Here is a 23,017-nt window from a genome sequence, read left to right as displayed (position 1 = left end):
GAGGCCCTAAGGTCCCCCACTTTGGTCCGTAGACGTTATGCGGTATTAGCTACCGTTTCCAGTAGTTATCCCCCTCCATCGGGCAGTTTCCCAGACATTACTCACCCGTCCGCCGCTCGCCGGCGAGAAAGCAAGCTTCCCCCCGCTGCCGCTCGACTTGCATGTGTTAGGCCTGCCGCCAGCGTTCAATCTGAGCCATGATCAAACTCTTCAATTAAAAGCTTGATTTGCTAAGTTAATAGCGTGCTCAAAGATTACTGCATGAATTTTACTTCAGTTAGTCACTCTTCAAGACTTGATATTTTTTTGCACCCGAAGGTGCTGGATATCGTCTTGTGAGTGCCCACACAGATTGTCTGATAAATTGTTAAAGAGCGTCGCCGCGATAAACTCGCTGGCGTGGGCTGCGTATACTACGCTTTTAGCCCGAAGAGTCAAGCATTTATTTCGCTTTCGTCTTGCTGACCCGGCGGCTTGTCAGTCGTTGTTCCCGGTCAGTGGAGGCGCATTATAGGGACTTCCCGGCAGCCTGCAACCCCTAATTGAAAAAAACTTTTCAACCGGGTATTTTTTCAACAAAACGCCGGCATGGCCGGCATTTTTGTCATTTTTCGTACGGTAAATCGCGAAATTCATCGGCAAAACGATCAACCTGCTGCCAATCCGTATATTCCACTTCTTTACGGGTGTCGGTTTCACCACCGGTCATGCGCATAATCAGTTGAATCATGATGCGATCGAACCAGCGGTAGCGTGGATAACGCAGCGCGCCGGCAAACACGGCACACCGCGTTGGCTGCCAAGGGGAAGAGTGCAAAAACTTTTGCGTGTAGGCGTTGGTCTCAGGTGAACGCTTTTCCGCTTTCCGGGCCGTCAGGTTGACGGCGAAAAAGGCCGAAGGCATCCCGTTGAGCTGCGCAGCGTGCCGCTTGGCAAAACGCGCCAGCACCGGATGAAAATGGCCATAGCGCACAGAGGCGCCAATCAACACCCGTTGATATTGCGCCAGATCGATACGCTCAGCCTGCAGCAGATCGACCACGGTGCAATCGAACACACCCTGCAAACGCGTTGCAATATAGGAAGCAATAGCCCGCGTTTGTCCATCGCGGCTTGAATAGAGAATCAGTGCCTTCATGGCAACCCCTTTTATCAGTCACGCCAGAAGGTTGGCGTAAAGAGCACGAGCAACGTGAATACTTCCAAACGGCCGAACAACATCGTCAACACCAGGATCCATTTTGCCGCAGGCGGCATGGAGGTGAAGTTGTCCGCCACAACCCCCAAACCCGGCCCCAGGTTATTTAGCGTCGCGGTAACGGCGGCGAAGGCCGAGAAATCATCCACGCCGGTGGCGATAATCGCCAACATACTGACGATGAACACTAATGCATAAGCAGAGAAGAAGCCCCATACCGCCTCCAGTATGCGCTCCGGCAACGCCCGGTTTCCCAGCTTTATCGTGTAGACCGCATTCGGGTGCACCAGCCTTTTGAGTTCGCGCGAGCCTTGCAAGTACAGCAGCAGGATACGGATCACCTTCAAGCCGCCGCCGGTTGAACCGGCACAGCCGCCAATGAAGGCCGAACAAAGCAGCAGCATCGGCAGGAACAGCGGCCACTTGGAGATGCTGTCGGTGGTGAAGCCGGCGGTGGTCGCCATGGAGACCACCTGGAAAAACGCCTGATTGATGGTTTCCATCCCACTGCGATAAACGCCATGCCACCAAAGGATTAATGTGCACACCACAACCAGCGTCAGCTGCACGAAAATGAACATGCGGAACTCAGGATCGCGCCAGTAGACCTTCAGGTTGCGCCCGCTCAGCAGCGCGAAGTGCAGGCCATAGTTACAGCCGGAAATCAGCAGGAAAACAGCAATAATCGTATTGATGGTGGGGCTGGCGTAATAGCCGATGCTGGCATCGTGGGTGGAAAAGCCGCCGATGGCGATGGTAGAGAAACTGTGGCCGATGGCGTCGAACACCGACATCCCCGCGCCCCAGAGAGAAAACGCGCAGGCCGCCGTAAGCAAAACATAAATCAGCCACAGGGTTTTGGCGGTTTCGGCAATGCGTGGCCGCATTTTATTATCTTTCAGCGGGCCGGGCATTTCAGCACGGTAAAGCTGCATCCCCCCAACGCCGAGGATGGGCAGAATGGCCACCGCCAACACGATGATCCCCATGCCCCCCAACCACTGCAACATCTGCCGATAAAACAGAATCGCCTTGGGCAGCGAGTCCAACCCCACCAGCGTTGTCGCCCCGGTGGTCGTCAGCCCGGAGAAAGACTCAAAGAAAGCATCGGTGAAAGACAGGTTTGGCCGCTCGGCAAATAGAAAGGGCAACGCTCCCACGCTGCCCAGCACCGTCCAGAACAGGACGACGATCAGAAACCCCTCGCGGGATTTCAGCTCATGCTTCTGCTTACGGTTGGGCCACCAGAGCGCCAGCCCAATCACCAGCGCCACAAAGAAAGTTTGGCTGAAGGCCCGCCCGGCGCCATCGCGATAAATCAGCGCCACCAAGCCAGGAATAAACATGGTCCCGGAAAACAGGATGACCAGCAGACCAACGATACGGGTTATGGCGCGAAAATGCATTTCAGCACGATCCTTAGCAATTCAATTGGAGGGAATTATTGCGAAATAGGGGTTAATTGCAAATTACCGCGACTCAGATCACGTAATTTCCGCTCAAACGCCTCAACGCCACTCGCCGGCAATGCCAGCTGCAGCACAACTTCTGCACCGTATTCCCCATGTACTATCCGCCCTTGCATGTGCTGCAACGCATTTTCAATCAGCGCCAGCTGCGCATAGTCGCAATTCAGCCGGTATTCGCGCTGGGGCACTTTTTCGATCAGTTGTAGTTGCTTTAACGCCTGCTGCACCCCATTGCCATAGGCGCGCACCAGCCCACCGGTGCCCAGCTTGGTGCCGCCGTAATAGCGCACCACCACCGCGGTAATCTCGCCAATGCCGCTGCCCATCAACTGCGCCAGAATCGGTTTGCCGGCCGTGCCGGAAGGTTCGCCATCATCGGAGAACCCCAACTGTTGAGAATCATTGGGCGCGCCGGCGACAAAGGCCCAGCAATGGTGACGCGCCGCCGGATGCTCATGCCGCACGTGTTGGATAAACGTTTTGGCCGCTTCAACCCCACAGGTGGGCGCCATCAGGGTAATAAAGCGGCTTTTTTTGATTTCTTCGCTGACGCTAACGGGCGCGGCAGGGATCGGGTACGCTTGCATCAGGCCAGGTGCAGATCGCGCGTCATGTTTTCCACCCGTTTTTCATGGATAACGATGTTATCTTCGATGCGGATACCGCCATACGGCTTCAGCGCATCAATCCGATCCCAGGCGAAATGTTTGCTGAATTCGCCGTTGCGCCACGGCGCCAATAGCGACTCGATAAAATACAGGCCGGGTTCGATTGTCATCACCATTCCTGGCTGCAGCACCCGGGTGCAGCGCAAGAACGGATATTTGGCCGGCGCAGCCAGCGATGTGCCATTTTCATCCTGCATAAAACCCGCAACGTCATGCACCTGCAGGCCCAGCGGGTGCCCCAGCCCATGCGGCAGGAACGGGCAAGTGATCCCCTGCTCCACCATGGCCTCCTCGCTGATGCCGCTGACCAGTTGGTGTTTCTTCAACAGCTTGGCAATGCGCTGGTGCATCTGCACATGGTAATCGGTATAGCGCACCCCGGCTTTGATGGTTTCGATCAGCGCCAACTGTTCATCGTTGAGATCTTTGAGCAACAGGGCAAAGGCGTTGCCGCTTTGCCCTGAATACGTGCGCGTTAAATCAGCCGCGTAGCCGTTGTATTCCGCACCGGCATCGATCAGAAAGCTCAGCGGTTCGGCCGGCGGTTGGTTATCCAGCCGGGTATAGTGCAGCACCGCCGCATGCTCATTCAACGCCACGATGTTGTCATAAGGGACATCGGTATCACGATGCCCGGTGGCGGTGAGATAAGCCAGATTAATATCGAACTCGCTCATGCCGGAAAGAAACGCTTCATGGGCGGCGCGATGGCCGATCACCGCCGTTTTTTGCGCTTCACGCATGCAGGCCAATTCATAATCGGTTTTCACCGCGCGGTGATAATCCAGGTAATTCAACACCGACTGCGGGTTGATGTTCGCGGCAGCAATGCCCAAATCGCGCGCCCGTTGCGGTGCACAGCCAATGTAGCCGACGCGGTCGCGCTGCGGCGGCAATTGCCCGGCGATGTCGCCGGCGTTGGCCAACGGCAGCAGCTCCACCGCGCTGGTCCAGAAGCTATTCGGCAACGGATCAACGCTGTGCCAATAATCCACCGGCGAATAGAACCACAGCTTCGGTTTGTTAACCCCGTCCACCCATAGCCAGCAGTTCGGTACGGTGGTCACCGGCACCCAGGCTTTAAAGTGTGGGTTAACCTTGAACGGGTAGTGATGGTCATCCAGGAATACCGGCTGCAGTTCCCCAGAGTGGATCAGCAATGCATCAAGCTCATTGCGCTGTAATATTTCTTGCGCGCGCTGCTGCAGTGCCGCCAGGTGATCGTTATACAAAGAAGACAACGTTCCCATCACAATACCCTTATGCCCGTAATATGGAGCTCCATCTTAACACACTGCCCTTATGCTCCAACCCCATCCGCACCGGCAGCGCAAAGCAAGAAACCAGCCGCTTACGGCAAGTATGACCAACGGCCAATCGCCGCAAAAAGCAAAACAGACCGATAACACAGTAAAAAACATAACCTGATGTTAAATAAATAGTTCCCACCAACACTCCGTGATCAATGCTGCAAATATGCAATATTTAATTTGCATATTTTTAACATAAAAACCACACTCCTTATCATCTGGTCATACCAGATCGCGCGCTGATTAAGGAGACAGACATGCTCTACCAAGGCGAAAACTTACAGCTGATCCAGCTCGATAATGGCATTGTCGAGCTGGTATTCGATGCCCCAGGCCCAATTAATAAACTGGATACTCGTACCGTCGCCAGCCTGGGCACTGCGCTTGACGTACTGGAAAAACTGCCCGGCCTTCAGGGGCTGTTGCTGCGCTCCAACAAGGCGGCATTTATTGTCGGCGCCGATATTAATGAATTCATTCCGTTATTCGCCGCGCCGGCCGAAAAGCTGCAACAGTGGCTGGCGTTTGCCAATGCCATCTTTAACCGCCTGGAAGATCTGCCCGTCCCCACGCTCTCCGCCATCAACGGCTATGCGCTGGGCGGCGGGTGCGAATGCGTACTGGCCACCGATTTCCGTATCGCCACGCCGGATGCCCGCATCGGCCTGCCGGAAACCCGGCTGGGCATCATCCCTGGCTTTGGCGGTACGGTACGCCTGCCGCGCCTGCTGGGCAATGACAGCGCGCTGGAGATCATCGCCGCCGGCAAGGATCTTGGCGCCCAAGAGGCGCTGAAAGTCGGCCTAATCGATGCGATCGTGGCGCCGGAAAAGCTTCGGCATGCCGCGCTGCAAATGCTGCAACAGGCGATGGCCGGCCAGCTCGACTGGCGCGCCAGCCGCCAACCCAAACTGGAGCCGTTGAAGCTGACGGCGATTGAAGCCGCGATGAGCTTCACCACCGCCAAGGGCATGGTGTTGCAAACGGCCGGCAGACACTACCCGGCGCCGATGGCCGCGATAAAAACCATTGAAAGCGCCGCCCGGCTGGGACGGGATGCGGCACTCAAGCTGGAAACCGCCAGCTTTGTACCGCTGGCCCGCACCAATGAAACGCGCGCACTGGTCGGGATCTTCCTCAACGAACAGTTTGTTAAAAGCCGGGCGAAAAAGCTGGCGCAGGGAAGCACGGCGCCTAAGCAGGCCGCGGTTCTTGGCGCAGGCATTATGGGGGGCGGCATTGCCTATCAATCTGCACGCAAGGGCGTGCCGGTCATCATGAAAGACATCAGCGATAATGCGCTGGCGCTGGGCATGACGGAAGCCGCCAAACTGCTGAACAAACAGTGGGAACGCGGCCGGCTGGACGGCATGAAAATGGCGCAGGTGCTTGCCACTATACAGCCCACGCTCAATTACGCCGGCATAGAGCGGGCGCAGGTGATCGTCGAAGCCGTGGTGGAAAACCCACAGATTAAAACAGCGGTGTTGGCCGAGGTGGAAGGCCTGATCGGGGAAGAGACCGTGCTGGCATCCAACACCTCAACCATTCCCATCAACCAGTTGGCCAAAGCGCTGGACCGCCCGCAGAACTTCTGTGGCATGCACTTTTTCAACCCGGTGCACCGCATGCCGTTGGTAGAAATCATCCGCGGCGAGCATACCAGCGACCGCACCCTGGCGAGCATCGTGGCCTATGCCATACAGATGGGGAAAACCCCGATTATCGTTAACGACTGCCCCGGCTTCTTCGTCAACCGGGTGCTGTTCCCCTACTTTGCCGGCTTCAATCTGTTATTGCGCGACGGCGTGGATTTCCGCCGCATTGACCAGGTGATGGAAAAGCAGTTTGGCTGGCCGATGGGCCCTGCCTACCTGCTGGACGTAGTCGGCATTGATACCGCCCACCATGCCCAGGCCGTTATGGCCGCCGGCTTCCCGCAGCGGATGGCGAAAGACGGCCGCGATGCGATTGACGTGCTGTTTGACAACCAGCGCTTCGGCCAAAAAAACGGGCTGGGTTTTTACCGCTACGGCCAAGATAGCAACGGCAAACCGCGCAAAGCCCCTGATGAACAGACAGATACCCTGCTGGCAGCCATCCGCCGGCCGGGGCAGGAGATCGGCGATGACGAAATTATCGCCCGGATGATGATCCCAATGGTCAACGAAGTGGTGCACTGCCTGGAGGAGAACATCATCGCCAGCCCGGCAGAAGCCGACATGGCATTGGTGTACGGCCTTGGCTTCCCGCCGTTCCGCGGCGGCGCGCTGCGCTATCTGGATACGATCGGTACGGCAAATTACGTCGAGCGGGCGCAACGCTATGCCCATCTGGGCCCGCTGTATCAGGTTCCGGCCGGGCTGCGCGCCAAAGCGGCGGAGAACCAAAGCTACTACCCGCAGCCCACACCCCAACCCGATATCGCCACGGGCCAACCGGCATGAGGTCATAAAAATGGAAAACGTTGTTATTGTTGATGCCGTCCGCACGCCGATGGGCCGTTCCAAAGGGGGGGCCTTCCGCCAGGTGCGCGCCGAGGATCTCTCGGCCCACCTGATGCGCAGCGTACTGAGCCGCAACCCGGTGCTGCAAGCCGCCGATATCGATGACATTTATTGGGGCTGCGTGCAGCAAACGCTGGAACAAGGCTTTAACATCGGCCGCAACGCGGCGCTGTTGGCCGAGATCCCTCATAGCGTACCGGCAACGACGGTTAATCGGCTGTGCGGCTCGTCCATGCAGGCACTGCACGACGCGGCCCGCATGATTATGGTCGGCGACGCGCAGGTCTGCCTGATCGGTGGGGTGGAGCACATGGGCCATGTGCCGATGAACCACGGGGTGGATTTTCATCCGGGCCTGGGCCGTTCGGTGGCCAAGGCCGCCGCCATGATGGGGCTGACGGCTGAAATGCTGGCCAAAATGCACAATATCAGCCGCCAGATGCAAGACGAGTTCGCCGCCCGCTCACACCAGCGGGCCGCCGCCGCAACGCAGGCCGGCCATTTTAAACCCGAGATTGTCCCCACCACCGGCCACGACGCCGACGGCGTGCTGACACGCTATGACTATGATGAAGTGATCCGCCCGGAAACCACGGTACAGAGCCTGGCCGCTCTGCGCCCGGCGTTCGATCCGGCCAACGGCACCGTCACCGCCGGCAGCGCATCGGCGCTGTCCGATGGAGCCGCCGCCATGTTATTGATGAGCGAAACGCAGGCCAGGGCGTTGGGGCTGAAAGCCCGCGCCCGCATCCGCGCGATGGCGGTTGTCGGCTGCGATCCCTCCATCATGGGGTACGGCCCGGTGCCCGCCAGCAAACTGGCGTTGCAGCGCGCCGGCCTGGCACTGCAGGATATCGATCTGTTTGAATTGAATGAGGCTTTTGCCGCCCAGACGCTGCCTTGTATCCGTGATTTGGGCTTATTGGAACAGTTGGACGACAAGGTCAACCTGAACGGCGGCGCCATCGCGCTCGGCCACCCGTTGGGCTGCTCCGGCGCACGCATTTCAACCACATTGTTACATCTGATGGAACGCCGTGACGCGCAGTTTGGCCTGGCGACCATGTGCATCGGATTGGGCCAAGGGATCGCCACGGTGTTTGAACGGTTGTAACAATCAAGCCGCAAATCGGGCTACCGCTGATTGCTGTACTTCCCGCCTGTCAGGGGCGGGTTTTTTATGCCGACAAAAACGGGCTGCCGATGGCAGCCCGCTGTCTTAGGCACCAGGCAGTGCCGCGCGTTAGATAAACGAAAATGCATCGCCGAACATGCGGGCTTCCTGCGCGCCGCGCTCGGCACAGAAGCGCTCGCGGGCGATTTTCGCCATTTCGAAACGGCCGGCGATATAGATATCATGCTCCGCCAATGAGCCAAAGTCCTGCAACACCGCGCTCAATACCGTGCCGCTGCGCCCGCACCAGTCATCCTCCGGCTGTTCAACCACCGGGATCACTTTCAGGTTGGGGTGCTGCAACGAGAGCGTTTCCAGTTCGCTGAGATCGTACAGGTGTTTCAACTCACGGCCGCCCCAGTAAATGGAAATGTCGCGGTCGGGTTGCTGTTCCAGCGCCGTCAGCAGGATAGAGCGGGCGTAGGAAAAGCCGGTGCCGCCGGCAATCAACACCAGCGGGCGGCTACCCTCTTCGCGCAGCCAGGCTTCGCCGTGCGGAATGTCCACGGTGATCGTCCGTTCTTTCAGGATGCGATCCATCACGGCCATCGCATACAGATTCAGTTCCGAAGCGCCGATATGCAACTCGATATGGTCCTGCTGCATCGGAGTAGAGGCCAGAGAGAACGGGCGTTTATCCCGCTCATCCATCACCACCATCAAATATTGCCCCGCCTTGAAACTGAACGGCGCTTCTGGCACCAAACGCACCCGGTAAACGGTATCGGTAATGGCCTCCACGGAGGTCACTTTACAGCTCAATATTGTCATGCGTTCCCTCTGTTGGGTCATCAATGCAAAACCGAGAACAGTGCCGAACGCTACAGCGTCGGCTCCCTGCCACTGAAGATTGCGAGCTCATCCCAGATTTCGTCGACGCGCGCGCGCACCTTTTCATCCATTTCGATCGGGCGGCCCCACTCGCGCTGGGTTTCCCCCGGCCATTTATTGGTGGCGTCCAGGCCCATTTTCGATCCCAACCCGGACACCGGCGAAGCGAAGTCCAGATAGTCAATTGGCGTATTCTCCACCATAACGGTATCCCTTGCTGGATCCATTCGTGTGGTGATCGCCCAAATTACATCATTCCAGTCGCGGGCATTTACGTCGTCATCACAGACAATAACAAATTTGGTGTACATAAACTGGCGCAGGAAAGACCAAACGCCCATCATCACGCGTTTGGCATGGCCAGGGTACTGCTTTTTGATGGTTACCACTGCCAGACGGTAGGAACAGCCTTCCGGCGGCAGGTAAAAATCAACGATTTCCGGGAACTGCTTTTGCAGAATCGGCACAAACACTTCATTCAGCGCCACGCCCATCACCGCCGGCTCATCCGGCGGCCGGCCGGTATAGGTGGAGTGGTATATCGCATCGCGCCGTTGGGTAATGTGGGTGATGGTAAACACCGGGAAATGGTCGATCTCGTTGTAATAGCCGGTGTGATCGCCATAGGGGCCTTCCGGCGCCACTTCGCCAGGCTCGATATAGCCTTCGAGTACGATCTCGGCGCTGGCCGGCACCTCCAGATCGCAGGACAGGCATTTCACCACTTCCGTTTTATTGCCGCGCAGCAGCCCGGCAAAGGCATACTCGGAAAGGTTATCGGGCACCGGCGTCACCGCCCCGAGGATGGTGGCAGGATCGGCGCCCAGCGCGACCGCGACCGGGAAACGCTCACCGGGGTGGGCCTGGCACCATTCCTGATAATCCAGCGCGCCGCCGCGGTGCGACAGCCAACGCATAATCACTTTATTGCGGCCCAACACCTGCTGGCGATAAATCCCCAGGTTTTGGCGCTCTTTGTGCGGCCCCCGGGTGACGGTTAGCCCCCAGGTGATCAGCGGCGCGGCATCTTCCGGCCAACAGTGCATCACGGGAATACGGCTGAGATCAACATCATCGCCTTGCCACACCTGCTCCTGGCAAGGGGCGGCGCCCAGCACTTTGGTCGGCATGTTCAGCACTTGCTTAAACTTCGGCATTTTATCGAACAGATCGCGAAAGCCCTTCGGCGGCTCCGGCTCCTTCAGGAAAGCCAACAGCTTGCCAACATCACGCAGCGCGCCGACATCTTCCTGCCCCATTCCCATCGCCACGCGCTTTGCCGTGCCAAACAGGTTGCACAGCACCGGCATCGTATACCCTCGCGGATTTTCAAACAGCAATGCGGGGCCGCCCGCACGCAACGTGCGATCGGCAATCTCGGTCATTTCAAGATAGGGATCAATCGGCTGGCTAATGCGTTTAAGCTCCCCTCTCTTCTCCAGCAACGAGAGGAAATCGCGTAAGTCACGGTATTTCATGCTGATCATTATAACGGCCAGTGAGAAAGGCATTATAAGCGCTCTTCACGCTTGTTGCTGCACTTTTGTTAAATGCCCGTAAAGACAAAATTGCCTGCCGCGAGCAAACGAGGTTGCCGCCGCCGGTTTCGCCTTCCGCCTGCCAGAATGATGAGTAACGTCACACAGAGCGTCATACGGCCTTGCCATACTACACGGCGATGGCGCCATGTACAGCGCGCGAGCGCCGCGCTGTCATTCATGTTCAGCTCTTGCTATAACCGCGTTATCAGAACGCGCCGCCGCAATACGATCCTGCGCAAAAATTGGCAGATCTGCGGCGATATCGCGATCAAATACCGGCCATGGCCTAGGTATCCGCTATGGCTTTTGATATGCTTGCCGGCTGGCAGAAAGGCATGTGAAATTATGGAATCTTGGTACTTACTGTATTGCAAACGCGGCCAATTGCTCAGGGCGCAGGAACATCTGGAACGGCAACAGGTAAACTGCCTGAGCCCGATTATCACGTTGGAGAAGATCGTGCGGGGCAAGCGCGTCGCCGTCAGCGAGCCACTGTTTCCCAACTATTTGTTCGTGGAGTTCGATCCTGAACGCATCCATACCACAACCATCAGCGCGACCCGTGGCGTCAGCCACTTTGTGCGCTTTGGTTCGCTGCCGGCCGTCATTCCGCTTAATGTGATAGAGGAATTGCAGGCGCACACCAGCGAAACCTATGTGGATCCTGAAACGCCGATGCCGGGCGATACGGTGTTGATCACCGATGGGATGTTTGAAGGGCTGCGCGCGATTTACACCGAACCTGACGGCGAAGCGCGCTCTATCCTGCTGCTGAACCTGATTAACAAGCAGGTGAGCCAAAGCCTGGATAACCGGCAGTTCCAGAAGCTATAACGGTTGGCGTGCCGGCAACGCCGCACGCCGCCCGATAAGTTTGGCAAAGGGCCAAGAAGATGGCCCTGTAGGTTAACGCTGCATGGCCTCATCGTGCAGCCACTGGGCGACCTGTTTGGCGAAATAGGTCAGCACGCCATCGGCGCCGGCGCGTTTGAAGCACAGCAGCGACTCCATGATCGCCGGTTTTTCCTGCAGCCAGCCGTTCTGAATCGCCGCCATATGCATCGCATACTCGCCGGAAACCTGATAGGCGAAGGTCGGCACGCCAAAGCTGTCTTTCACCCGGCGCACCACATCCAAATAGGGCATCCCCGGTTTCACCATCACCATATCCGCGCCTTCTTGCAGATCCTGAGCGATTTCCTGCAGCGCTTCGTCACTGTTGGCCGGATCCATCTGGTAGGTTTTCTTATTGCCGCCCTTCAGGTTGCTGCTGGAACCCACCGCGTCGCGGAACGGGCCGTAGTAGCAAGAGGCGTACTTGGCGGAATAGGCCATAATCTGGGTGTTCATCAGGCCGCTGTCTTCCAGGCGATCGCGGATCGCGCCGATACGGCCATCCATCATATCGCTCGGCGCCACGATCTCGGCCCCGGCTTCGGCATGGGACAACGCCTGACGCACCAGAATGTCCTTGGTCACATCGTTAATCACATAGCCGTCTTCATCAATCACCCCGTCCTGGCCATGGGTGGTGTAAGGATCGAGCGCCACATCGGTCAGGATACCCAGCTCCGGCACCGCGTCTTTCAACGCACGCACGGTACGCTGCACCAGGCCCTGCGGGTTGTAGGCTTCTTCCGCCTGCAGCGTTTTCAGGCCCGGCTCAATCACCGGAAACAGCGACAGCACCGGTACGCCCAGCTTAGCGATGGCTTCAGCTTCTTTGATCAGCAGATCGATCGTCATGCGCGATACGCCCGGCATGGAAGCCACCGGTTCGTAGTGATTGGTGCCTTCCATAACAAATACCGGGTAGATCAGATCGTTAACCGTCAGCTGGTTCTCTGCCACCAGGCGGCGGCTGAAATCATGACGGCGCACGCGGCGCATGCGGCGCCCTGGAAAAGTACCCGGAAATGCATAGCTCATTGTGTTCTCCTCACTCAAACCAGCCGGAATAACCGGCGGGCGTTCTCATCAGTTTTGTGGCCCAGCCATTCGGGATCTTCTCTTCGCCAGGCGGCGACCTGTTGGACGATGTGGGGCAAAAAACAGGGTTCGTTGCGGCGAGATGCAGGTTTTGGGTGTAAATCCCGGGGCAACAGATAGGGGGCATCGGTTTCCAATAGCAACCGATCGGCCGGAATGTGCGGCAACAGCGCGCGCAACCCCTGGCCGCGGCGCTCATCACATACCCAGCCGGTAATGCCCACCGACAGCCCAAGCGACAGGCAATCGGCCAATTCTTCCGCCGTGCCGGTAAAGCAGTGGACGACGGCCGCGGGCAGTTTATCCAACCACGGCGCCAGCAATGCGGCAAAACGTGCGTGTGCATCGCGGCAATGCAGGAAAACGGGCATCTGTAACGCTGCCGCCAGCGCAAGCTGGGCGCTGAACGCCACTTCCTGCTCGGCCGGCGTGGAGAAATTACGGTTAAAATCTAGGCCGCATTCGCCGATAGCCACGACCTGCGGCTGCAAAGCCAGCGCGCGGATATGCTGGGCGGTTTCCTCACACCAACTGCTGGCATCATGGGGATGCACGCCGGCCGTCGCCCAACAGTAGCCGGCATACTGCAAAGCCTGCTCGCTGGCGGCCTGGCTTTCCCGGGCATTGGTGCCGGTGATCAACATGCCACGCACGCCCGCGGCCTGCGCGCGCGCCACCACCTGCGGGTAATCTTTGGCGAATTGTGGGCTGGTGAGATTAACGCCGATATCAAACATGCGCTTTCCAAATCAGAAGCCGCCCATTCGGGCGGCCTGGTAACACGTTAAGGGGCGGGGTTTTCGTCGCCCTCGTCTTCTTCTTCCGGCCGTGGGCGCCGTTTGCCAACGTAGAAACGGGCAAAGAATACGCCCACTTCAAACAGCAGGTACATCGGGATCGCCAACAGCGTTTGCGAGAACACATCCGGCGGCGTCAGCAGCATCCCGACCACAAAGGCCCCGACCAACACATACGGCCGTTTCTTTTTCAGATCTTCCGGCGACGTGACCCCACTCCAGCACAGCAGGATGATGGCGACCGGCACTTCAAACGCCACGCCGAACGCCATAAACAACGCCATGACGAAGTCGAGATAGTTGTTGATGTCGGTGGCGATCAGCACCCCGGCCGGCGCCGTTTTGGCAAAGAAACCAAAGGCCAGCGGGAACACGATGAAGTAGGCGAACGCCATACCGAGATAAAACAGCGCGCTGCTGGACACCAGTAACGGCATCATCAGGCGGCGTTCATGTTTATACAGCGCCGGCGCGATAAACGCCCAGACCTGGTAGAGGATCACCGGGGCGGCCACGAACACCGACACGATCATCGTCAGTTTAATCGGGGTAAAGAAAGGCGACGCCACGTCGGTGGCGATCATGCTGGCCCCGGCAGGCAACTGCTTGATTAACGGGGCGGAAACCAACTGGTAAATATCATTCGCAAAATAAACCAGCACCAGAAAGATCACCAGCACGCTGATAATCGAGTTCAACAGCCGCTTACGCAGTTCAATTAAATGACTGATAAGCGGTTGGGTATCTTCAACTGCCATGTTTTAACGATCGCCACTAGGTTGAGAAGACGCTGAGGAAGCCGCTGCCGCAGGCTCATTCGCCGCCGGCGTTGCTGCGCCAGCCTGAGCCTGCGGCGCAGCCTGTGCCGGTTCAACCGGCGCTTTGGCTAGCTGCGCGGCCGGTTCGGGGGCTGGTGCCGGCGCGCTCACCGGCGCCGAAGCCGTGGTGGCGGCCTCCGCCGGCGTTACGCCGTCGTGCTGGGCTTCCGGATCGGTCACCTGCGGATTCTGGATGGTGTGCGCAGGTTCATCAATCTGGCCGCCATGATAAGAACGCTTCAATGACTCCGCGGCGTCTTTCAACTCATCCATGGACGCTTTCAGTTCCGGCGTCAGATTCTGCAGGCCGGCTTTCTCGGCCTTTTTCAGGCTGTCTTGCAGTTCCTGCAGCTTCAGCTCCTGGGCAAGTTCGCTCTGCACCGATGCCGCCATCGAACGCAGCGCCCGAATCCAACCCGAAACCGTTCTTACCGCCACCGGTAGCCGCTCTGGCCCAAGCACCACCAGACCAATCACCAGCACCAGCAGCAGTTCACCAAACCCTATGTCAAACACGGCTTATACCTGCTCTTTGTTCTTCGACTCTTCAGCTTTGGTTTCCGGCTGCTTATCAGTGATAGGCTTTGCCGTGAAATCAGCATCATGGGTAGTTTTTTCAGAGGTATTGGCCGGTGGGGGCGTATCGTCGCCCATCGCCTTTTTAAACCCCTTGATTGATGCACCCAGATCGGAACCCAGCGAACGAAGCTTATTGGTACCAAACAGCAACACCACGATCACCGCGATGATCAACAAATTCCAAATACTAATACCGCCCATGCCAATTACCTCTATATTTACAGGGGTTATTCTGGTTACCACATTCTACGGTCATATGAAAACTGGATATAGCGCCAAATCAGGCGGTACGCTTCCAGCCGACTAGCCAGGCGACAATACCCGCCGCCATCAGCCACGCCGGCACGGTTTCAACACCACCGAGCAGGAGAATCGTACCACTCACCAACAGTGTAGCGCCAACGCCGAGCAAATAGCGCGATTGCCCTTGCCGCACGCGCTGCGCCTGCATTTGGCCAGTCAGTTTATCCACGCTTTGCTGCAGCAATTTATGCTGCTGCAGGCTATCGTAAAATAATTCAGGCAATTCAGGGAGTTTCTCCGCCCAAAACGGCGCTTTTTCTTTCAGCGCGCGGATCACCGCCGGAATGCCGACCTGATCGCGCAGCCAGCTTTCCAGGAACGGTTTGGCTGTGGTCCACAAGTCCAACTGTGGATACAGCTGCCGCCCCAGGCCTTCAACATACAACAAGGTCTTCTGCAATAACACCAATTGCGGCTGGACTTCCATATTAAAACGGCGCGCGGTATTAAACAGGTTCAGCAGCACATGGCCGAAAGAGATCTCCGCCAGCGGCTTTTCAAAAATCGGTTCGCACACGGTGCGGATCGCGAACTCGAAGTCTTCGACGTTGGTATCCCGCGGCACCCAGCCGGAATCGACGTGCAGTTCAGCGACCTTACGATAATCGCGGTTGAAGAAGGCGATGAAGTTTTCCGCCAGGTAGCGTTTGTCGTCTTTGTTCAGCGAGCCGACAATGCCGCAGTCAATACCAATGTAGCAAGGATCTTCCGGGTGCTCATAGCTAACAAAAATATTGCCAGGGTGCATGTCGGCATGGAAAAAGCTATCGCGGAAAACCTGGGTGAAGAACACCTGCACCCCGCGCTCCGCCAGCAGTTTCATATTGGTGCCTTGCTGTTCCAGTGCGGCAACGTCAGATACCGGGATACCGTAGATACGCTCCATCACCAACACGCTTTCGCGGCAGTAATCGGAATACACTTCCGGCACATACAGCATCGGGCTACCTTCGAAGTTGCGCCGCAGCTGAATGGCGTTGGCCGCTTCGCGCAGCAGATTCAGCTCATCCAGCAGCGTCTTTTCGTATTCACGCACCACTTCCCGCGGCCGCAGGCGGCGGCCATCGGGCAGCAGCTTCGGCACCCAGCCGGCCAGCCGATACATCAGGCGCACGTCGGCTTTGATAATCGGCCCGATATCCGGGCGGATCACTTTCAGCACCACCTGTTGGCCGTTGCTTTTCAGCCGGGCGGTATGCACCTGGGCGATCGAGGCGGAAGCCAGCGCTTTGGGCTCGAAATCGTCAAACCAGGTTTCCAGCGGGCCGCCCATCGCCTGTTCCATATGCTTGCGCGCCAGCGCGCCGTCAAACGGCGCCACGCGGTCTTGCAACAGCGCCAGCTGATCGGCAATTTGCGGCGGGAACAGATCGCGGCGGGTCGACATCATTTGGCCGAACTTGATCCACACCGGCCCAAGCTCCTGCAACGCCAGGCGCAGGCGTTCGCCGAGCACCCTCTCCTTATGGCGGTTAGGCATCCAGAACAGCAGCCGGCGAGCAAAGCGCAGCGGCAACGTCAGACGCATCTTTGGGATCAGTTCATCCAGGCCGTAGCTGAGAAAAACGCGAACAATAAAATACAGACGGCGCAGTTCCCCCGGGGTCATCGTTTGCCCTCCAGTTGGCCCAGCCGGGCAAACAGGGCCTCAGCGCGGCGCGCCACGGCATCCACCTCTTCGTTGAACCACGCCACTTCCAGCGGCCCCGGCGCGGCACGCCACTCTTCGGTCAGGGTTTCGGCCACATAGCGCTGTTGCCGCTGCAGGCCGGTTTTCAGCAGGCCGGCGCCTTTGGCCACCGCCTGGCTGATACCCTGCGCGGCGATATCGCCGACGTAGGGCGCCAGCCATTCGGCGGGATCCCATTCGGCCAGATCAAGCAGCCCAACCCATTGTTGAACCACCTGTATATCACCTTCGACGATCAATTCGCCCGAGCGCATCAGCTGCGAAAGCTGCTGACGATCGCGCAGCTTCAGCAGCGCCGGGATCCGGGTGCGCACCGTGCAATCGGCGTCACCCTCGAACTGGCCGAGCACATCAACCCGCTGCTCGCTGAACACCAGCACCAGCGGGGAGGACAATTCCTGCAGCTCAATGCGCAGCGTCTTGCCCGCCAGGCGCTGGCGCGCCGGCTTCAGGCTACGCTCGCGAAACAACAAACCGTTGAGCGACGTTTCCAGCACGCCGGTCAACAGCGGGGTCAGCAGCATCGGCATATCCATATCAGAACTTGAAGCCCCTGTGCAGGGCCACAATGCCCCCGGTCAGATTAAAATAGGACACGTTTTCCAGGCCGGCTTCCTGCATCATGCCTTTCAGGGTTTCCTGATCCGGGTGCATACGGATGGATTCGGCCAGGTAGCGGTAGCTATCAGGATCTTTCACCACCAACTCGCCGATTTTCGGCAGCACGTGGAAGGAGTATGCGTCATAGGCTTTGCTGAGCGGCGCCAACAACGGTTTGGAGAACTCCAATACCAGCAAACGGCCGCCGGGCTTCAGCACGCGGAACATCGAGCGCAGCGCTTTATCTTTATCGGTCACGTTGCGCAGGCCAAAAGAGATGGTGATGCAATCAAAGTAGTTATCCGGGAACGGCAGCGCTTCGGCGTTAGCCTGCACATAGCTGACATTACCGACAATGCCGCGATCGCGCAGCTTTTCGCGCCCCATCTTCAGCATGGAGTCGTTGATGTCCGCCAGCACCACCTGCCCCTGCTCACCCACCATACGGGAGAATTTGGCCGCCAGGTCGCCCGTTCCGCCGGCAAGATCCAGCACGCGCTGGCCACCGCGCACGCCGCTGCAATCAATGGTAAAACGCTTCCAGATGCGATGGATACCGAACGACATCAGGTCGTTCATCACGTCATACTTGGCCGCGACCGAATGAAAAACGTTAGCCACCATAGCCTGTTTTTCTTCGCGTGCTACGGTGCGATAACCGAAATCGGTCGTTTCCTGCGATTGATCTGCCATTGTCCCGCCTGCTATTGAGTCAATTTAGTCTATGAAGTGTATCAGAACGGCGCGCAATTCCCCACCTAACGCGTATCATCCCTGTGATGCGCTGCGCGATTGTTCATCGCCATTTTCATCTTCGCTCGCCGTGGGCAGCGAGCTGACCACCGCATCGCCGCCGGCTTCCCCCACGCCTTGCTCGCAGGCCCGTTGCGCCAACGCTGGGTTAATCGGCCGTTTTACCTCAACACCCAACGCCCGGAACCCTTCGGTCTGGCCGATCAGGTTGCCGCGCCCTTCGCTCAGCTTGTTCATTGCCAGGCGGTAGCTGCCCTGGGCTTTATCCAGGCTTTGCCCCAGCGCGGACATATCGTCAACGAACAGCCGCATTTTGTCATACAGCCTTGCAGCCCGTTCGGCGATGCGCTGGGCGTTCTGGCTTTGGTGCTCATAGCGCCACAGATTGGTGATAGTGCGCAGCGCCACCAGCAGCGTGGTGGGGCTGACCAGCATGATATTGTGCTGTAACGCTTCACCGATCAGCTCCGGCTCGCGATCGATCGCCAACAGGAACGCCGGCTCAACCGGAATGAACATCAGCACATAATCCAGCGAACGCAGGCCGGGCAACTGCTGGTAATCCTTGCGGCCCAGCATGCGGATATGGTTACGCAATGAGGAAATATGCTCACTCAGCGCCGCTTCACACGCCAGATCGTCTTCGCTGTTAAAATAGCGCTCATAGGCCACCAGCGACATTTTGGCGTCGATCACCACGTCCTTGCCCTGCGGCAGGCGGACGATCACGTCTGGCTGCATCCGGCTTTGGTGATCCAGCCGCACGCTGACCTGGGTTTCATATTCATGGCCTTCGCGCAGGCCAGAGGCTTCCAGCACCCGGCTCAACACCACCTCGCCCCAGTTGCCCTGGGTTTTATTATCCCCTTTCAGCGCCTTGGTCAGGTTGATGGCTTCGCGCGCCATTTGCGCATTCAGTTGTTGCAGGTTACGGATTTCGTGGGTCAGGGTATGGCGCTCACGCGCTTCCTGGCCGAAGCTTTCCTGCACCTGGCGGCGAAAGCCGTCCAGTTGTTCCCGCAAGGGCAATAACAGCCGATCCAGACTTTGCCTGTTCTGCTCATCCACTTTGCGGCCACTGTGCTCGAAGATGCGGTTGGCCAGGTTTTCGAATTGGGTGGTCAGGCGCTGCTCGCTGTTAAGCAGCAAGCGCTGTTTTTCTTCCGCCGCCATGCGCGTTTCTTCCAGACGAATGGTCACCTCACGCAGTTCGGCCTCCTGGGCGCTGTTCACTTCCCGCTGGGCGCGCAGTTCCTGATTGAGCTGTTCGCATTCACTGCGCCAATGGTTAAGCTGCTGTAGCTTCTCCTGGCCGGCGGCCAGTTGGCTGTGCAGGTTGCGCAGTTCCAGATCGTTCTGCCGCAGTTGCTGTTCATCGCGCTGCTGTTGCTCCTGGCGCGCGGCGATTTCCTGCTGCGCCTGTTGCAACGCCTGCTCCCGCAGGCGAAGTTCGGTCTCGTGCTGCGCCCGGTGCCGCTGCACCTGCAGGTTGGCGATCAGCCACCCCAGCAACAGGCCGATCGCCACGCCGCCAATACCATAAATCACGCTGGTATCCACCCTGCCTCCTGTATACGCAATGCCATTTCGGCGCAAACGCGCCTGCTGCCTGCCACGTTAAAGGGCTGCTGTATGGATGTCCAGTTTGTTTTTATCGGAAAGTGGGCCGAATAACCACGCCGACGCACCGGCAACCTGGGCGATAAAGGGAAGCGCCGGGCTAAAATAATTTGAAACGATATTCGGCGATAAACTCGGCGCCCAGGGTATGCGCCGTCCGGTAATGCCCGTTGGCTATCACCGGCGTTTTATTCACGTTTTTGTAAGACCAGCCCGGCCCGACCATGGCGAACACCGTCAGATTGTTTAATGTAGGATGAGAAGGCGCCCAGCGGCCAAAAACGTTGAGCTCGCCGGTACGCACGGCGACGCCCTGATAGCTGAACTGCCCATAGTTGCTCAGCACACCGGCGGTGAATTCAGGCGTGATACGATAGTCGATCTGCGCGGCCAACATGGTTTCCCCGTCACGCATATAGTCTTCGCCCGCATAGGCCATTGAGGTGAACGTGCCGCGAGAATTCTTCGTCATATGGCGTGGATAAAAGCCAAGCTCGCCGCCGCCCTTTGGCGCCCGCGTATGGCCAACGCCGAGCTTAAGGCTCCAGCGCGGCGCCTGCCATTTGGCGTCAAGGGCATAATGATTGGCGTGCCGGTCAAAGTGGCGTTTGCTCAACGCCATCGCTTGGTAACCTGCCAGCGCCTGCGTGGTATAAATCTGGCTGCCCAGGCTAAGCGTTGCCCCCGGCTTGAACGCTATACGCAGGATCTGGCGGCGCAGGTAGTTTTGCGATTCACCGTACGCCAGTTGGCCGGTAAACGCATTGCCCTCATAGCCCAGCTCACCGCTAAACAGATGCTGGATGGAACGCCCATCGTTGGTTTGCAAGCGCAGACTATTCGGTGAGTTGCGCTCCATGCTGCGTTCAACATAGGCGCCGTGCAGCGAAAAACCAGCATGCCTCACCCCGCCGCTCCAGCCCAGATAGGTGGTCGGAGAAAGGCGGTTCGAGGTGGTAATCACGCCATCATTGCGCAACATTTGCCAACCGACACGCGCGTTGAGATCGGCGCCGCCGATATTCCCCTTCAGCTTGATATAACGCTGGCCAAACTTGCTGTAGCCGGCAGCATCGTGTTTGCTGCTGGCGCTATGGGTGCTGTACAGCACGCCACGGGAATTAAAATAATCGCTGGCCCCCAACTTTACCGCACCATAATAATGGATATCGGCGCCGATCGTGTCAGCCAGATAGCCGGACTGATAGCCCATTGCAATCCCTTGCCCCCAGGCGTTGTGCACCGCCTTTGGGTTGGCGGCATCTTCCTTTAAATATTTCCAGTAATTCTTTAACGCTATTTCCGCCTGGCCGTCGGTGAAAAAAGGCGAAGCGGCCATTGCGCTGAGCGTGCTTTCCGCGGCGGCGTTGGTGATGAAAAACAAGAGCAGGATATGAATAAATCTTCGGGCGGAATAAGTTTTCATTGTAATGACTCTCCCTGATATAAAAAATAGCAATCCACTGACGGAGAATTACTCTTNTGCGCTACGGCGTTTTTTCCAGCGCCGCCTTGCCTTTGGCGACATATTGCATATCGCCAATATCGGCTACGGTATATTTACCGTTTTTATAGGTAATTTTGACTACCGCGGCGTTGGCCAGCGGCCTGTTCTTTGCCGGGCTGTCGGTCATATCTGAAATCATCATCAGCATGGAAAGCCCGGAAGAGACAGCCAGTACATTTTTATCCCCGGCTTTTAACGCATCCTGCACCATCGTATGCAACGCCTGCTGCGTGCGGACTTTCACCTGGGCGGCGTTTTCCGCCGCTTGCTTCTCGTCAATTTGGCTGATGGCGTCTATCACGACAGGCACCGTTATATCGCCCGCCGTCATCGCCGCCAGCATAGCCTTACTATCGGCAAAGCCTAATTTTTTCGCGGTAGCATTGAGCATATCCGCGTTCGGCAGCCCTTCAAAACCGCCGAAGAACACCTCGCGCAAGCCACGAAGCGCCACCACTGGCGCCTGGGGTTGGCCCATTTCCTGCAGGATAATCTGCATGGTTTCCCGTTGCCGCCCGGCATCACTGGTGTAATAACGGCTAAACGAGATATCCTTTAACCCGGCGCCAAGGTAGCGGGCGGTTTCAATGCCGGGAGCGGTCAATGGCGAATCAACCCACCCTTGCACGCGATCGTAAGTATTGAGCACCGTTTTCCCGTGGCGGGCAAAGTAAATATTAACGCTGTCTTCCACTGCGGCGTCCGCGTTATTGATTAATACCGTTGAAACGGCAAGCAAAGAAATGAAGAACCCTTTTTTTATGTTCATCTTATATTCCTCATTGAATAATAGGCACAGAAAAACAGGTACTACAGATAAAAACTAATTTATTAAAAACAAAAAAACCCAACCCTATATGACCAATGGCGAATAGGTTTGGGTTTTGCCTGTCGTTAAACAGTAACAATCCAGTTTCAGTGAGACTAACACATCAGGAAAAGAAGAAAATATGCTTTTTTTTAATTGGGATAGTTTCGTGATCGGTTTCGCACTCTTTATTTATTTTCTACCCCAAATAATTCAGGTAATAGAAAAGCGTAACGCCGTAAGCGCCAGGCGCTTACGGCCGAATAAACTCGGCCCGGCAGCAAAAATACCGCGATGGCGGCCTTACCCCATCCAACGGCTGATCCACTGGATGCCAAACGCGCCCGGCGCCAGAATGCCGAAGGCCCAAATCATCGCCGAAGCCAGATTGGCCGACTGGAAGTAGCGCTGCGGCATGGCGCATATCCCCCCGACCAACGGCACCACCGCACGCAGCGGGCCAAAAAACCGGCCGAAGAAAATGCTCATCACGCCCCAGCGTTCAAAGAACGCATGGCCGCGCGCCAACAGCTTGGGGTTACGGGAAAGCGGCCACATATGCGCCACGCGATCCTGATAGTGATAGCCCACCCAGTAGGAAAGCCAGTCGCCGAAAAACGCGCCGGCCGCCGCCGCCGCCCAGATCGGCCAGAAGGCGATGCCGCTTTCGCCGATCAGCGCCCCCAGCGCCAGCAGGATCACCGTGGCCGGCAACAGCAGCGACAGAAAAGCCAGGGATTCGCCAAATGCCAGGAAAAAGATAATCGGGATCGCCCAGCCTTCATGCTGACGTACCATTTCGCTGACCCAGTGGATCACATCATTCAGACTCAATGCACACTCCTTCAATGGGGC

At 57.5% G+C, this 23,017-nt stretch carries 21 protein-coding genes and 1 rRNA gene; 3 read left to right on the top strand and 19 right to left on the bottom strand.

What is annotated here, in order from left to right; all coding sequences use genetic code 11:
• From ABFX35_RS20335 to pepQ, 5 genes are all read right to left on the bottom strand, one after another.
• Positions 1-217 (bottom strand): 16S ribosomal RNA (locus ABFX35_RS20335); the annotation flags it as partial.
• A gap of 387 nt (positions 218-604) precedes the next feature.
• Positions 605-1,138 carry a menaquinone-dependent protoporphyrinogen IX dehydrogenase gene (gene hemG / locus ABFX35_RS20330; protein WP_346082652.1) on the bottom strand — a complete coding sequence of 178 codons (534 nt, stop codon included), beginning with the start codon at positions 1,136-1,138 and terminating at the stop codon, positions 605-607.
• Between the two features lie 14 nt (positions 1,139-1,152).
• Positions 1,153-2,604, bottom strand: a complete 1,452-nt coding sequence (gene trkH / locus ABFX35_RS20325; protein WP_279024626.1) for a Trk system potassium transporter TrkH — start codon at positions 2,602-2,604, stop codon at positions 1,153-1,155.
• A 35-nt stretch (positions 2,605-2,639) separates the two neighbouring features.
• Positions 2,640-3,254 carry an IMPACT family protein gene (locus ABFX35_RS20320; RefSeq protein ID WP_346082649.1) on the bottom strand — a complete coding sequence of 205 codons (615 nt, stop codon included), beginning with the start codon at positions 3,252-3,254 and terminating at the stop codon, positions 2,640-2,642.
• Entirely contained in the window at positions 3,254-4,585 is a 1,332-nt protein-coding gene (gene pepQ / locus ABFX35_RS20315) for a Xaa-Pro dipeptidase (protein ID WP_346082648.1), read from the bottom strand. Before pepQ ends, ABFX35_RS20320 begins: the two co-directional genes overlap by 1 nt.
• A gap of 317 nt (positions 4,586-4,902) precedes the next feature.
• Between pepQ and fadB the strand changes: the two genes are divergently transcribed.
• Both fadB and fadA read left to right on the top strand, forming a co-directional pair.
• A complete protein-coding gene (gene fadB, locus ABFX35_RS20310) occupies positions 4,903-7,092 on the top strand; it encodes a fatty acid oxidation complex subunit alpha FadB (protein WP_279024622.1) in 2,190 nt (729 codons plus the stop codon).
• Positions 7,093-7,102: 10 nt separating this feature from the next.
• Positions 7,103-8,266, top strand: a complete 1,164-nt coding sequence (fadA, locus tag ABFX35_RS20305) for an acetyl-CoA C-acyltransferase FadA (protein WP_279024620.1) — start codon at positions 7,103-7,105, stop codon at positions 8,264-8,266.
• Between the two features lie 129 nt (positions 8,267-8,395).
• On the opposite strand, the gene fre is transcribed toward fadA, so the two are convergent.
• Both fre and ubiD read right to left on the bottom strand, forming a co-directional pair.
• The gene (fre, locus tag ABFX35_RS20300) at positions 8,396-9,097 is read right to left on the bottom strand and encodes an NAD(P)H-flavin reductase (protein WP_346082646.1); all 702 of its coding nucleotides are present in this window, start codon (positions 9,095-9,097) and stop codon (positions 8,396-8,398) included.
• Between the two features lie 50 nt (positions 9,098-9,147).
• Complete coding sequence (gene ubiD, locus ABFX35_RS20295) at positions 9,148-10,644, bottom strand: 4-hydroxy-3-polyprenylbenzoate decarboxylase (protein ID WP_279024616.1); 1,497 nt, start codon at positions 10,642-10,644, stop codon at positions 9,148-9,150.
• Positions 10,645-11,043: 399 nt separating this feature from the next.
• Between ubiD and rfaH the strand changes: the two genes are divergently transcribed.
• Complete coding sequence (gene rfaH, locus ABFX35_RS20290; protein WP_279024614.1) at positions 11,044-11,532, top strand: transcription/translation regulatory transformer protein RfaH; 489 nt, start codon at positions 11,044-11,046, stop codon at positions 11,530-11,532.
• Between the two features lie 72 nt (positions 11,533-11,604).
• Here the strand turns inward: rfaH and hemB are convergent, their stop codons facing one another.
• The 12 genes from hemB to ABFX35_RS20230 all read right to left on the bottom strand — a co-directional run bounded on the left by hemB (position 11,605) and on the right by ABFX35_RS20230 (position 22,996).
• Complete coding sequence (gene hemB / locus ABFX35_RS20285; RefSeq protein WP_279024612.1) at positions 11,605-12,627, bottom strand: porphobilinogen synthase; 1,023 nt, start codon at positions 12,625-12,627, stop codon at positions 11,605-11,607.
• Positions 12,628-12,641: 14 nt separating this feature from the next.
• Positions 12,642-13,424 (bottom strand): 3'-5' ssDNA/RNA exonuclease TatD, encoded by a 783-nt coding sequence (gene tatD / locus ABFX35_RS20280; RefSeq protein ID WP_346082644.1) that lies wholly within the window; start codon positions 13,422-13,424, stop codon positions 12,642-12,644.
• 47 nt (positions 13,425-13,471) lie between these two features.
• Entirely contained in the window at positions 13,472-14,242 is a 771-nt protein-coding gene (tatC, locus tag ABFX35_RS20275; RefSeq protein ID WP_095846288.1) for a Sec-independent protein translocase subunit TatC, read from the bottom strand.
• Between the two features lie 3 nt (positions 14,243-14,245).
• Positions 14,246-14,818, bottom strand: coding sequence for a Sec-independent protein translocase protein TatB (tatB, locus tag ABFX35_RS20270; protein WP_279024607.1), 573 nt, complete (start codon positions 14,816-14,818; stop codon positions 14,246-14,248).
• Between the two features lie 3 nt (positions 14,819-14,821).
• Complete coding sequence (gene tatA / locus ABFX35_RS20265; protein WP_279024605.1) at positions 14,822-15,082, bottom strand: Sec-independent protein translocase subunit TatA; 261 nt, start codon at positions 15,080-15,082, stop codon at positions 14,822-14,824.
• A 79-nt stretch (positions 15,083-15,161) separates the two neighbouring features.
• Positions 15,162-16,793, bottom strand: coding sequence for a ubiquinone biosynthesis regulatory protein kinase UbiB (gene ubiB / locus ABFX35_RS20260; protein ID WP_279024603.1), 1,632 nt, complete (start codon positions 16,791-16,793; stop codon positions 15,162-15,164).
• Positions 16,790-17,398: a ubiquinone biosynthesis protein UbiJ gene (gene ubiJ / locus ABFX35_RS20255; RefSeq protein WP_346082641.1), complete on the bottom strand. Its 609-nt coding sequence runs from the start codon at positions 17,396-17,398 to the stop codon at positions 16,790-16,792. The genes ubiB and ubiJ overlap by 4 nt, the downstream gene beginning before the upstream one ends.
• A 13-nt stretch (positions 17,399-17,411) precedes the next feature.
• Positions 17,412-18,167 (bottom strand): bifunctional demethylmenaquinone methyltransferase/2-methoxy-6-polyprenyl-1,4-benzoquinol methylase UbiE, encoded by a 756-nt coding sequence (gene ubiE, locus ABFX35_RS20250; RefSeq protein ID WP_279024599.1) that lies wholly within the window; start codon positions 18,165-18,167, stop codon positions 17,412-17,414.
• A gap of 75 nt (positions 18,168-18,242) precedes the next feature.
• Positions 18,243-19,787, bottom strand: coding sequence for a DNA recombination protein RmuC (gene rmuC / locus ABFX35_RS20245; RefSeq protein ID WP_346082640.1), 1,545 nt, complete (start codon positions 19,785-19,787; stop codon positions 18,243-18,245).
• A gap of 160 nt (positions 19,788-19,947) precedes the next feature.
• Complete coding sequence (locus ABFX35_RS20240) at positions 19,948-21,273, bottom strand: OprD family outer membrane porin (RefSeq protein ID WP_279024596.1); 1,326 nt, start codon at positions 21,271-21,273, stop codon at positions 19,948-19,950.
• A gap of 61 nt (positions 21,274-21,334) precedes the next feature.
• Positions 21,335-22,123 carry a histidine phosphatase family protein gene (locus ABFX35_RS20235; protein ID WP_428832220.1) on the bottom strand — a complete coding sequence of 263 codons (789 nt, stop codon included), beginning with the start codon at positions 22,121-22,123 and terminating at the stop codon, positions 21,335-21,337.
• Positions 22,124-22,465: 342 nt separating this feature from the next.
• Complete coding sequence (locus tag ABFX35_RS20230) at positions 22,466-22,996, bottom strand: DedA family protein (protein ID WP_165907038.1); 531 nt, start codon at positions 22,994-22,996, stop codon at positions 22,466-22,468.
• Positions 22,997-23,017 lie beyond the last annotated feature (21 nt).

It is taken from the genome of Gibbsiella dentisursi, assembly GCF_039539505.1.
GTDB classification, from domain to species: domain Bacteria; phylum Pseudomonadota; class Gammaproteobacteria; order Enterobacterales; family Enterobacteriaceae; genus Gibbsiella; species Gibbsiella quercinecans.
This window is presented reverse-complemented; position numbering and strand designations above follow the sequence as displayed.